Origin of the sequence: Desulfovulcanus ferrireducens (assembly GCF_018704065.1) — a bacterium.
GTDB classification, from domain to species: Bacteria; Desulfobacterota; Desulfovibrionia; order Desulfovibrionales; family Desulfonatronovibrionaceae; genus Desulfovulcanus; species Desulfovulcanus ferrireducens.
Genome location: NZ_JAGUQP010000021.1, coordinates 14,929 through 27,729 on the forward strand (window position 1 = coordinate 14,929; position 12,801 = coordinate 27,729).

Here is a 12,801-nt window from a genome sequence, read left to right on the forward strand (position 1 = left end):
TACTTGTGCTACAGCTCGATTAGATCGAGTATTAATAAACCGATAAAATTATAAAGGGGTAATGAATATGGGTACTCAAGTAATTGTTATGGGTGCAAAAGGGAGGATGGGAGCAACTATTGCTTCTCTGGCCCAAGAAGATAACGATTTTTGTTTAATGGGGGTTGTAGAAAAATCCGGGTATGAGGATGAACTGGAATATCTGGATTGTCCGGTGGTCACCGATCTTGGGGAACTTTTACCCAAATTTCCCCAGGCTGTAGTTATTGATTTTACCATACCGGAAGTAAGTCTGAATACAGCCAAGAAATGTCGAGAATTTAATACGGCTGCGGTTATTGGAACTACCGGTTTCACTCCTCAACAACTACGAGAGTTACACAGAATTGCCCAGAGCACTAGATTGCTCTGGGCCCCGAATATGAGCGTGGGAATAAATGTCTTACTTAAAATTTTGCCAGAGCTTGTGCGTCTATTAGGTGAAAAATATGATTTAGAGATCTCTGAAATTCATCACAAGTATAAAAAGGACGCTCCTTCTGGAACGGCATTGAAATTAGCTCAGGTTTTAGCTCAGGCCAGAGATTTGAAATTAGATGATGTGGGCAAGTTTTGCCGAGAAGGTATTATTGGAGAGCGGACTAAAGATGAGATAGGAGTGCAAACTTTGCGTGGGGGCGATGTCGTTGGTGATCATACGGTTTACTTTTTAGGCCCTGGCGAGCGGATTGAAGTTACCCATCGGGCTCATTCCAGAGAAACTTTTGCTCAGGGAGCACTGCGCGCCGCAGAGTGGCTTGCCAAACAGAGTTCCGGAAAGCTTTATTCTATGGCCGATGTGCTAATTTAAGTTTGTTGAGATGCGCATGAAAAAGTCACTTAACCCAATTTTTGAGATACAGGACATATGTGGTATTTAATTTTTTTTTCATGCGCATCATTTGGATTTTTTTGCTCTACACCCAATACCTTGAATTTTTTAATGCACCACAAGGCTAAAAAACTTTTTTATTTTTTATTTTTTATTTGTTTCTTAGGCTTTGCTCCATTTGTAATGGCACAGAGTCTGGAAGTTTATAATTTGGTTTTAGATAACTCCAATGCAACTCTAAAAGTTAAATTTGACTTAAAAATTGAAGGCTTTGGGGCTATAAAAAGAGCCTTGGATGAAGGAGAAAGGTTGGGCCTTGTTTATACTGCTTCTGTTCATAAGCAAAGGAATTTTATTTGGGATAAATCATTGGTACACAGAAGTTTTTTAATTATCATGCATAAAGATATGCTTAAGGGAGAGTATATAATCAATATTTCTGGACAAGATTTTAAATTTCCTAAATTTTCTCCTCAAAAGATAAACAATTTATTTCAGGATATAGAAATATCTCTCAGCCCCTGGTCTATAATTAAAAAAGGGCAGAATTATTCGTTGAAGGTAGAAGTAGCACTCAAAACTCTGGGAATTCCAGAGTGGATAAAAAAGACGTTGTTTTTTTGGTCATGGGACTTGGTAGAACCGGAATATTTTGAAATGGAGTTCAGTTATTAAGAATATCCAGCTATTTTTTTGTCTGGTTATCTTTGAAGGCAACAAAGGTCATGCCTTATAATTCTTCCATAAGCATCAATCCAAGTAGCGGTAGAGAGAAAAAAAGGCGACAGAGAGAAATCATTCTGGCGCTTCTTGGGATTGGCTTAATTGTCCTTTTAAGCTGGGTTGAACTCAAATTTTTTGGGGTCAACTCATATCTATTCCTGGCCTTCTTCAATCTCAATCTTATCCTTCTACTACTAGTTCTTTTTCTGGTTGTACGAAATGTATTTAAGCTACTCATTGAGCGCAGGCGTAAAGTTTTAGGGGCCAAACTTCGGACCAGGCTGGTTCTGGTTTTTATCTCTCTCTCCATCATTCCTACCTTACTAATGTTTTTCATTGCGGTCAGGTTTGTCCAGACGTCAGTTGATTATTGGTTTAAGTCTCAGGTGGAAAATTCCATGCAACAGGCATTGGAAGTGGGGCAGGCCTTTTATAACTCAGCGAAAAAGAGGTTGGAAAAGACTACCCTGACAATGCTCACTGAGATCCGTAAGCGGGAGTTTTTGTGGGGTGGGAAGGGAATGGATAAATTTATACGGCAAAAAAGAGATGAGTATGGTCTAAGTTTAACCGGTGTCATTAACAGTAAGCTGGATGAACAAAACTGGCATGCTCAGCCAGAATGGGTTAAAAATTGGAGTGAGATAAAAAAGAAAATTCCCTTTAAGGAACTTATGGACAAGCCCAGGTATTGGACAGCTATTTGGCCTGGCACTCAAGGTGATCTGATTGTAGGCATTTTGCCTGTGGACAACGCCAAAACCGGTTTTCTGGTAGTAGGTGAAACACTAGATCAAGGATTACTTTTAAAACTTGATGGTATAGTTCGGGGAATTGAGGAGTATAAGCATTTAAAATCATTGAAGTATCCGCTTAAAGCTGCCTTGTATACCATCTTGGGGATCATGACCCTGCTCATCATTCTGGGGTCTATCTGGTTTGGCTTTAAGCTGGCTAGGGAAATTTCAGCCCCTGTTCAGGCCTTGGCAGCCGGGACCCAGCGTATAGCCAGGGGAGATCTCAGTGTTCGTCTGGAAGACCACTCTGATGATGAGCTTGGACTATTGGTTCGCTCATTTAATAATATGGCCAGAGACCTGGAGAAAAGCCAGGAAAGTTTGACCAGGGCCAATCTTCGTCTGGCTCAGCAAAATATAGAGTTAGAGGCCCGAGGTCGGTATATGCAGGCAGTATTAGATAATATTACAGCTGGGGTGATTTCTCTGGACAGGCAGGGGCGGGTTAGTACGATTAACAAGGCGGCAGAATTTATCTTAGGCATCGATAGTAAAAAAATTATTGGACGGTCTCCTTTGGAGTTAGTCCGGGGAGAATATGGCCAGATGATCCGCGATGTTTTTGAGCAGTTGTCTAATCTTCCTGGCTCGCAGTGGCAAAGACAGGTAGATGTAGAGATTGGAGGAAGAGTGGTTAAATTGCTGGTCAATGCCGTTCTATTGCGTACTGAAGGTAAGAAGTCAGGGATTGTGGCGGTTTTTGAAGATATTACAGAACTGGAAAAGATGCAGAGGTTAGCCGCCTGGAAGGAGGTAGCGCGCAGAATTGCCCATGAAATAAAAAATCCTTTAACCCCGATAAAATTATCTGCCCAGAGACTGGAGAAAAGATTTTCTTCTCAGATCGAGGACCAGGTTTTTACCCAATGCACCAGGCTTATTATTAGGCAAGTAGAGCATTTGCAGGCCTTGGTTCAGGAATTTTCTGGCTTTGCCAAATTACCTGAAATTCATCCAAGACTGGATTATCTGGCTCCATTACTAGAAGAGTTGATCAAAGATTTTGAGCACAGCTACCGCCATATCAAGTGGGAACTTACGTTTTTATCTGAGATCCCAAAATTTAAGTTTGATCGCGAGGCCATAAAAAGAGTGTTTATGAACTTGTTGCTCAATGCCGCCGAAGTGCTAGTCAATGAAGAAGCCCCCCACATCCAGGTTCGAGCCATTTATGATAAACCTTTACAACGAGTGAATATCGAGGTTGCTGACAATGGACCCGGGTTTACTCCTGAAGAGAGGAGCAGAATGTTTGAACCCTATTATTCGCGCAAAAAAGGGGGAACTGGATTGGGTCTGACCATAGTCAAGTCTATTGTCACTGACCACCATGGTTATGTACGGGTTAAACCCAATAAGCCCAAAGGCAGTGTTTTTGTGGTGGAGTTGCCCGTGTGAGGTGAGTTAGTGGGAGAGCGAGGCTTATGAGTGAAAAAATTTTTATTATAGACGACGAGCAAGGTATCCGCGTATCAATGCGTGGGATTCTAGAGGACGAAGGATATGAAGTCCTGGAGGCAGAAAGTGGTGAGCAAGGGCTAGAACAGATTAATGAAGAAACTGATCTTGTTTTTTTGGATATCTGGCTGCCAGGAATTGATGGCATTGAGGTTCTGGAAAAGTTAAACCAGTTGTATCCTGATCTACCTGTTGTTATGATTTCCGGCCATGGTAATATAGAGACGGCTGTTAAAGCCATCAAAAAAGGAGCTTTTGATTTTATAGAAAAGCCCTTGTCTCTGGAAAAGGTACTCATTACTGCGCAAAAGGCCTTACAGTTTGCCAGGCTGCGACAGGAAAACAGAGAGCTTAAACTGCGGGTTAGAAACCATAGAGTACATGAAATTTCAGGCAGGTCCAGGGTTATTCAAGAGCTTCGTCAGGTAATCAAGCAGGTGGCTCCGACTGATGCCTGGGTTTTAATTACCGGAGAAAACGGAACCGGAAAGGAAATAGTAGCCAGGTCTATTCATCGTCAGAGTAAAAGAGCTAGCCAGCCTTTAATTGCTGTCAATTGTGCGGCTATTCCTGAAGAACTTATAGAATCTGAACTTTTTGGACATGAAAAAGGGGCTTTTACCGGGGCACAAAGCGCAAAAAAAGGAAAATTTGAGCTGGCTCATAAAGGGACATTGTTCCTGGATGAAATAGGCGACATGAGCTTAAAGACTCAGGCCAAGATTTTGCGTATCTTGCAGGAACAGTGCTTTGAACGTATCGGTGGAAGTAAAACCATTCAAGTGGATGTGCGGGTCATTGCGGCCACTAATAAAGATTTGCTTAAAGAAATAGAAGAAGGGAATTTTCGCGAAGACCTGTATTATCGCCTGAAAGTGTTTCCTCTGGAGGTGCCTCCCTTAAGAGAGCGGCAGGAAGATATACCTGTTTTGCTGGAAGAATTTATTGCCCAGTTAAGTCAGGAGCATAATTTCAAGTCTCTCAAATTTACCGAAGAGGCCATTGAAGTTTTAAAAAGTTATCCCTGGCCGGGAAATGTGCGCGAGCTGAAGAACTTTGTTGAGCGGTTGTTTATCCTCTATCCGGGGCAGGAAGTAGATGTGGGCAAGCTACCTTCAGAAATAAAAAATAAACCCGCATCAAGGAGTAAGATGGATCTATTTCCTGAGCTAAGTCACATACCAAATAATTTTAAGCAGGCCAGGTCTTGTTTTGAAGCCTGGTTTTTGGAAAACAAATTAAAAGAATACGGCGGTAATGTGAGTAAACTGGCTCAGGCTATTGGCCTGGAAAGGAGTTATTTATACCGGAAGCTTAAGGCATATAATCTGGGAGAGATGTAGGGTTTATTGAGTTTGACAAGTACGTTGAAAACTTTAGCGGTCGTCAAAAAAAAAAAATGGTGTTTGTATCAGTGCTCTTCTGCATGCGATGAGAGGTTCAAATTGAGTTTTAAATTAGAGCTAATTTTTAGGGATCGTGTTGGAATTGTAGCCGATATTTCCTCCTTGATCGCAGAGCACGAGTTTAACATCGTCTCCATGGAAGTTCAGAGAAAAGACGACAAGGCCTATGTATATGTCAAAACTGAAAACGGTACTCATGCATCCAGAAAAGAAGAAATTTTCGAAATACTCGGAAGAATATCAGATCTTATTGAAATCAGATTTATCGAAACTCTCCCTCAGGAAGACAGAGAAAACAGGTTTCGCGTTGTTCTGGATAACATCAGCGACGGGGTGATCTCCATTGGAAGAGATGGGAAAATTACCACCATTAACAAAGTGGCCAAGGATGTCTTGAACTGCCAAGGCAATCAGTTGGTTGGCCGAAGTATAGAAACCTTGAACCTGCCGGATTATAGTATCCTGAGATGCCTGGAGGGGAAGACATATACCAATGTCAAAAAGAACCTAATCACCAAGACGGGAAGGTATCAATATTTTGCTACGGGTCGACCTATCTGGGATTCATCCGGTCGCATTATTGGAGCCGTTGAAATTGCAAAGGATATGCAGGAAATAAAATCTTTGGCAAAATCTATTTCCGAGCCGACCCGGATTAGCTTCAGCGATATTATCGGGCAGCATCCTACAATTACCGCAGCCATTTCCTTTGCCCAAAAGATCGCCAGTACGGATTCGATCGTTTTGATCCGGGGAGCCAGCGGCACAGGTAAAGAGTTGTTTGCCCGTGCAATTCATACCGAAAGTGGCAGGAAAGGTCCGTTTGTTCCCATCAACTGTGCGGCTTTTCCAGAGCAGCTTCTGGAAAGTGAATTGTTCGGGTATGTCGGGGGAGCATTTACCGGAGGTAGAAAGGAAGGCAAACCAGGTCTTTTTGAAATTGCAAAGGACGGCACCGTTTTTCTCGATGAGATCGCAGAGATGCCGCTTAGTGCTCAGGCAAAGATTTTAAGACTTATACACGATAAGCGTGTCCGAAGAATCGGCGGTATCGAGGAAGTACCCGTTAACACTCGTATTATCACAGCCACCAATCGAAATTTAGAACAGTTGGTGGAGGCAAAATTGTTTCGGCAAGATCTGTATTACAGAATTAATGTGCTGCCGATCCATATCCCGCCTTTGGCAGAAAGAATTGAAGATATTCCAATCCTGGTTGAACACTTTCTTTTTCAGCTCGCTTCCAAACTCGGTAAAAAGGTTCAATCCATAACTAAAGAAGCCCTGAATAAATTATGCCTCCACAGCTGGCCAGGCAATGTAAGGGAACTGAAAAATGTCGTTGAGAGGGCGGCAATCCTGAGTGATGGAGACAAGATCGACGTCGATTGTATTTTATTCAGTTACGAAATCGGCAAAAACATGAAAGGAGGGCTGAATCAGGCCCACCATAAAGGGACAAGGAGCCGGTCGTTAAAAACCGCGCTCGCTGAATACGAGAAAACTATTATCCTCGAAACACTTGAAAAATCCAGCAGCATACGTAAAGCAGCTCAGGCCCTCGGGATATCACACACCGCTTTGCTGAATAAAATAAAAAAATACCAAATCGAAATGGCAACAAAATGAACCACTGGAAACAAATTCAACCAAAGTGGTTAATGTAGTGTTTCAAATAAGATAGAGTCTTAAAGAGTTGTTTTTGGAATAAATTGTTGCCATCATCGATTATTTTCGCCGGTACCCACCTTTCAATCTAATGGCACAATCGGATTGCATTTTTGATTTTTATACCCAATGTTTTTTTTGTAACTTGTTGAAATTTATAGACATATTCTTTTTTTTAGAAACTCTCTTTTTCAAGTAAATCCGATTCATAATCTCTCCTGAAACCCAATTTTTCCCTCTTTCAAAGAGGTGGCAAACATTTTGCTGAAACAATAGATACAGCAGCATTTGAGTTTGTCTGGCCCTGAAAAATTTCAAATCCATCTAATTTCATAACCCAAGGAGAGAGTAAATAATGATCGTAGGAATTTTAAAGGAAATCAAGGAAGAAGAGAATCGCGTGTCCATGACGCCTGCTGGAGTGGAGGTAATGAAACAAAACGGCCATACAGTTCTTGTTGAAAAAGCGGCCGGAAGCGGCAGCGGGTTCCAGGACGATGATTATGAAAGAGCCGGGGCTGAGATTGTCGATACACCCGCAGAAATTTTCGAGCGTGCAGACATGGTAATGCATGTGAAAGAACCGTTGCCATCAGAATATGACTTGATCCGGCAAGATCAGATTGTCTTTACATACCTTCATCTGGCAGCGGCCGAAGAGCTGACTCACGCTTTGATAAAAAGCGGCTCGATCTGCATCGCTTATGAAACCATTCAAAAAGAGGATGGTTCCCTGCCTTTGCTGACTCCCATGAGTGAAGTTGCCGGTCGTATGGCGACACAGCAGGCTGCCAAGTACTTGGAAATGTCCCATGGAGGTCATGGCGTTTTGCTGGGCGGTGTGCCCGGGGTTGAGCCTGCCACCGTGGTCATCATCGGGGGCGGTGTTGTTGGTATTAATGCCGCCAAAATGGCTTGCGGGCTGGGTGCTAGAGTTTACATTCTGGATATGAACCTGGATCGCTTGAGATATTTAAGCGATGTCATGCCGAGTAATTGTATCCCGCTGATGTCAAGCCCGGCGACACTTCGTAAGCTTGTTAAAGAGGCCGATGTTGTTATCGGGGCAGTGTTGGTTCCAGGCGCAAAGGCACCAAAATTGATTACCTGTGACATGCTCAAAAGCATGAAGAAGGGCGCGGTGTTGGTTGATGTGGCTATCGATCAGGGGGGCTGTTTTGAGACCTCCAAGCCGACGACCCATTCCGATCCGATTTATACCGTTGATGGTGTTGTACATTACTGCGTGGCCAATATGCCCGGAGCTGTGGCCAAGACTTCGACATTGGCTCTGACCAACGCGACCCTCCCTTATGCGGTTGAAATCGCCAATAAAGGTTGGAAAAGAGCTATGGAGGAAAATTCCGAGATTAGACTTGGTGCTAACGTGGTTAAAGGTAAAATAACCTATAAAGCGGTGGCAGAGGCCTTCGGATTGGAATATACGCCGATCGAGGAACTCCTTTAAATATAATCTCTTCGCGAATGACTTATTGACAAATTACGCTGCGCCCTTTGGTACGCCTCATGACATACGCGTGACCCGAGCCCAAAGGGCACAGCCTTCCTCGATAATTCATTAAACTCTGAAGATAATGTTTGCCTGACGGCCACAAGTCCTTTCCCGCCGGTAGGAAAAGAAGAGTTGTTCAAGGCACTTGGTGCAGAGGTCAAGGCTGAATATATTTTCAGCCTTGATACCTGCCTTTTGCAATTGATCTCTGGTCAGCGCCCAAAGGTTCATGCACTGGCTTTCGGAATTAAAATACGGGGCAAATTTTTGCGGCCAGTGTTCATCAAAATTCTGGAACTCTGCACAACATGGGCCAAGGCTTGGCCCGCGTACAGCTAAAACTTCTGCGGGCTGCAAGTTGTAGCGCGAGCAAAATTTCTGCACTCCAATGATGGGAAAATCGGCCCTGTTTCCTCTCCAGCCACAGTGCAAGGCGGCAATAAATCGACCTGATTTGTGGGCTAAAAAAATTGGCTGGCAGTCAGCGGTTTTAATGACCAACCCGGTAGACGGCTTTTGTGTCGCAAGTCCATCACCTTCTTGCTGGATTTCAAGTAGACTTTCTTCTTCAAGATCAAAATGGATGTCTGTCCCATGCACCTGTTTTAATTCTATCCACTTACTAAACCCAAGGTCATGTTTTAATTTTTGTCTGTTGACCAGGACATTTTTTTGTTCATCTCCCACCTCGAGAGAGATATTATTGGCCATATATGGTCCCTGGCTCTGGCCGCCTAGTCTGGTGCCAAAGACGCAGATTATGTTTTTCAGACCGGGAAAAGAGAATTTTATGTTCATCTTGATCTTCACTCTTGGTTTAGTTGAGCAGTCTGTCTGTTAGTTGAGTGGGATGACATACATCCTTAATCACTCAAAAAACAGAACTCAATAACTGTAAACTTCAAGTCTTATCGCTTCCTGCACTGAATTATCCTTTTTTCTGTGACAATAGTTTCCACTGGCTTGTCCCAGGGGTCGATGGGTAGGGATGGAAGTACCTGGAAGTCATAGGCAAGAGCTATGGTTCTGGTCTTAGTTGAATCAAGTTCGGGTAAAAAGCGATCAAAATAACCTTGGCCATAGCCTAATCTATAACCCTTTTGGTCAAAGGCTACTCCTGGCAGGACGATAAGATCCGGTCCGCCTCCTTTATAGAGGGAGCAGATTTCAGGGATGGGTTCAGGAATATTGAATATACCTTTGCCAAGTTCTTTCGGGTTTGATACTAGATAAAAATTCATTTTTCCACACTCGTTTTTATCACAGTGGGGCAAAAAGGTAGAAATTTTTAGGTCCCAGAATTTTTGTAAAAGGGGCCAGGTGTTTACCTCGTTCCTAATGGGTAGGTATAAAAAGGCTTCTCTGACCCTATCCAGAAGATTCAGACTATAAAAATTTTCTAATATGGTAGAGCTTAATGAATCGACCTGCTCCGGAGTTAAGTTGTTACGCTTTTTAAGAAGTTTTTGCCGAATTTGGTGTTTGGACGTCATTGACTTGATTAACCTTTCAGGTTGATTTTTTTGCGGTTTAAAGTTTGAACTTGCGTCAAGGTTAACGCTTCTCGCAAAGACTTAACGCTCATCCTGTCATTGCGAGGGGAGCGAAGCTGCCCGTGGCAATCTCACCCATTAAGTGAAAATTGCTGGCTCAAAATCTACTTTGATTCCAATATGTTTAATGTAAAACTCAATTAAGAATCGCTTAATTTAGGTCTTAGGTTGATTTTTTGCTGGACACGCTGACTGTTTGTCAGTTTAATTAGACAAATTTAAAATTCAAGTCTAAATTTGACCAGAATATTTTCCCTGATGAACTTGAAAAAAGATTTTTTTATACATCAATGAACTTGTAGCGTATGTGTTTTCTTATGCAGCCTAGTGGGTTTAGGAGACCGTCGTCGAAAATAATGAGATTTAGAAAAGGTCATATTCATTTTAACAAGAAAATACGTTAGTAATTTGTAAACCCAGCTTAAGGAGGTCATCATGAAGGTGTTTAATATTGAAGGTATGAGTTGTTCTCATTGTGTACAGGCAGTAAAGAAGGCTATTTCTTCTGTGCCCGGGGTAAAGAGTGTTGAAGTCAATTTAGAAAAAAAGCAGGTTTATTTAGAGACAGATGGTGAGGTAGATCTGGATTTGATTAAAAAGGCTGTGGAGGAGGAAGGGTATAAAGTTGTGAGATAAGGATAAGGGCAAGGGATAAGAGAAAGGAGAGGGGGTGAAGGTAAGTTGTTTATCTCTTATCCCTTTATGAGACTGTGGCCAAACTTTGCCCAGAGGGCAACTTTTCATAATTTTTTCAATCCTGGTAGTTAAATGTGGTTTGGCCACAGACTCTTATGATTAGACGTTTAACTATCCTTCTTGGGCAGGATTAGGTTTAACAGGACTCCGGTAATGCCGGCCAGCCCAATTCCCTTCAATGTAAATTCTCCTGCGGAAAAGGTCATTCCGCCAATCCCGAACACAACAATTATGGCCACAATAGCCATGTTTCGAGGCTGCATCAAGTCTACTTGGGCCTTAATAAGGCTGTTTACGCCTACAACCATGATAGTTCCAAAAAGCAGGACCAGAATTCCGCCCATTACTGGAACCGGGATAGTTTGCAAAAGAGCGCCCACTTTGCCCACAAAGGAGAGAATAATGGCAAAGATGGCAGCCCATGTCATGATCCCCGGGTTAAATATCTTGATCAAGGCTACTGCGCCTGTAACCTCCGAGTAAGTAGTATTTGGTGGACCACCAAGCAAAGAAGCCAATGAAGTGGCCAGACCGTCTCCAAGCAGGGTTTTATTTATTCCCGGATCTTCAAGGTAATTTTTCCCGGTGACAGAGCCTATGGCCAAGATGTCACCAAAGTGTTCAATGGCAGGAGCAATGGCTACTGGTAGAATGAAAAGTATAGCCTGCAGGTTCCACTCAGGGAAAGTAAAGTTGGGTACTGCTAGCCAAGGAGCCTGTTTGACTGGAGTAAAATCAACAAGACCAAGGGGAATTGAGATTATGTAACCAACGATAATACCGCAGAGAATTGGAATCAAACGAAGTATGCCTTTGCCAAAAAGGGAGACAATAATGGTTGTGGCCAGAGAGATCATTGATACAAGCAAAGCTGTCTTTTCTGGCACTAAAACTGCGGACCCGTCACCGGTTTTACCCATGGCCATGTGCACGGCTACCGGAGCCAGAATGAGACCAATGACCATAATTACCGGACCTGTGACAATGGGAGGGAGGATACGTTCTAAAATAGCCGTACCTCTTATGGAAATAAGTATGCTCAATATAACATACAGAACTCCTGCTGCAGCCAGGCCACACAATGTGCCAGCAATACCCCATGTCTGTACTCCATAAATAATGGGAGCAATAAAGGCAAAAGAAGATGCCAAAAAGACTGGTACCTTGCGTTTAGTAATGAACTGAAAAAGCAGAGTTCCGGCCCCGGCAGTAAAGAGAGCTACATTAGGATCAAGCCCGGTTAAAAGAGGAACAAGAACCAGGGCTCCAAAGGCTACAAAGAGCATTTGCGCACCAACGATACTGTCCCTTAGCCGAAATTGGTACTCTGTTGCATTTTCTGTAGTCATTTACACCTCCTAGCTGTTCTAATTAGCTTGTCTAAAAATAAAAAAAGCGCCGTTCATATGGCTTGAGTCTAACTTTTGACAAAAAAATAGGCACCGATTGGTGCCTATTTAGTTCCAAAAATTTTATCTCCGGCATCACCCAGTCCGGGAAGAATGTAACCTTTGTCATTCAGCTTCTCATCAATGCTGGCCAGATATATGTCCACATCTGGATGAGCTTTGGTTACTCTTTCCAGACCTTCAGGGGCGGCTACTAGAGAAAGAGCTTTTATTTTTTTGCACCCAGCTTCCTTTAGCAGATCAATAGTAGCCAGGAGAGTTCCTCCTGTAGCCAGCATAGGGTCGATTATCAAGGCGATTCGCTTTTCAATGTTTGAGGCCAGTTTAACATAATACCGCACGGGCTCAAGAGTTTCCTCGTTGCGGTATAGGCCGACTACACTAACCTTGGCTCCGGGAATGAGATCAATGACCCCATCCAGCATGCCTAGTCCTGCCCTTAAAATAGGGACTACAGTTATTTTCTTACCTTTAATTGTCTCTATTTCTACAGGCCCGGCCCAGCCCTGAATGGTTATCTTTTCTGTTTCCAAATCCTTGGTTGCTTCATAAGTGAGCAACCTGGCCAACTCAGAAGCCAGGGCCCGAAAGTTTTTAGTGCTAAGGTCGTGTTTGCGCATGATCCCCAATTTATGTTTGACTAAAGGATGGTTTACCACATGGACAGCCATTATTTCCTCCTTTATTTTAAGGCGGTTAAAAAGATT

Annotated in this window: 11 protein-coding genes; 7 read left to right on the forward strand and 4 right to left on the reverse strand. The window is 43.0% G+C overall.

Going from position 1 to position 12,801, the window contains the following annotated elements:
* Positions 1–67: 67 nt before the first annotated feature.
* The 6 genes from dapB (at position 68) to ald (ending at position 8,391) form a co-directional block, all read left to right on the forward strand.
* Entirely contained in the window at positions 68–850 is a 783-nt protein-coding gene (gene dapB / locus KFV02_RS08310) for a 4-hydroxy-tetrahydrodipicolinate reductase (RefSeq protein ID WP_252381083.1), read from the forward strand.
* A gap of 204 nt (positions 851–1,054) precedes the next feature.
* Positions 1,055–1,546 (forward strand): DUF4390 domain-containing protein, encoded by a 492-nt coding sequence (locus KFV02_RS08315; RefSeq protein ID WP_289510125.1) that lies wholly within the window; start codon positions 1,055–1,057, stop codon positions 1,544–1,546.
* 50 nt (positions 1,547–1,596) lie between these two features.
* Complete coding sequence (locus tag KFV02_RS08320) at positions 1,597–3,789, forward strand: sensor histidine kinase NtrY-like (protein ID WP_252381085.1); 2,193 nt, start codon at positions 1,597–1,599, stop codon at positions 3,787–3,789.
* 26 nt (positions 3,790–3,815) lie between these two features.
* On the forward strand, positions 3,816–5,192 hold the full coding sequence (locus KFV02_RS08325) for a sigma-54-dependent transcriptional regulator (RefSeq protein ID WP_252381086.1): 1,377 nt from the start codon (positions 3,816–3,818) through the stop codon (positions 5,190–5,192).
* A 102-nt stretch (positions 5,193–5,294) separates the two neighbouring features.
* The gene (locus KFV02_RS08330) at positions 5,295–6,884 is read left to right on the forward strand and encodes a sigma 54-interacting transcriptional regulator (protein WP_252381087.1); all 1,590 of its coding nucleotides are present in this window, start codon (positions 5,295–5,297) and stop codon (positions 6,882–6,884) included.
* A gap of 394 nt (positions 6,885–7,278) precedes the next feature.
* Complete coding sequence (ald, locus tag KFV02_RS08335; RefSeq protein WP_252381088.1) at positions 7,279–8,391, forward strand: alanine dehydrogenase; 1,113 nt, start codon at positions 7,279–7,281, stop codon at positions 8,389–8,391.
* Between the two features lie 111 nt (positions 8,392–8,502).
* Here the strand turns inward: ald and KFV02_RS08340 are convergent, their stop codons facing one another.
* Positions 8,503–9,234: a purine nucleoside phosphorylase YfiH/LACC1 family protein gene (locus tag KFV02_RS08340; protein ID WP_252381089.1), complete on the reverse strand. Its 732-nt coding sequence runs from the start codon at positions 9,232–9,234 to the stop codon at positions 8,503–8,505.
* 110 nt (positions 9,235–9,344) lie between these two features.
* Positions 9,345–9,929, reverse strand: coding sequence for a 5-formyltetrahydrofolate cyclo-ligase (locus KFV02_RS08345; protein ID WP_252381090.1), 585 nt, complete (start codon positions 9,927–9,929; stop codon positions 9,345–9,347).
* A gap of 495 nt (positions 9,930–10,424) precedes the next feature.
* Between KFV02_RS08345 and KFV02_RS08350 the strand changes: the two genes are divergently transcribed.
* Positions 10,425–10,625, forward strand: a complete 201-nt coding sequence (locus tag KFV02_RS08350; protein WP_252381091.1) for a heavy-metal-associated domain-containing protein — start codon at positions 10,425–10,427, stop codon at positions 10,623–10,625.
* A gap of 167 nt (positions 10,626–10,792) precedes the next feature.
* On the opposite strand, the gene KFV02_RS08355 is transcribed toward KFV02_RS08350, so the two are convergent.
* Positions 10,793–12,034 carry a uracil-xanthine permease family protein gene (locus KFV02_RS08355; protein WP_252381092.1) on the reverse strand — a complete coding sequence of 414 codons (1,242 nt, stop codon included), beginning with the start codon at positions 12,032–12,034 and terminating at the stop codon, positions 10,793–10,795.
* Positions 12,035–12,138: 104 nt separating this feature from the next.
* Positions 12,139–12,765, reverse strand: coding sequence for a uracil phosphoribosyltransferase (upp, locus tag KFV02_RS08360; RefSeq protein ID WP_252381093.1), 627 nt, complete (start codon positions 12,763–12,765; stop codon positions 12,139–12,141).
* Positions 12,766–12,801: the final 36 nt, after the last annotated feature.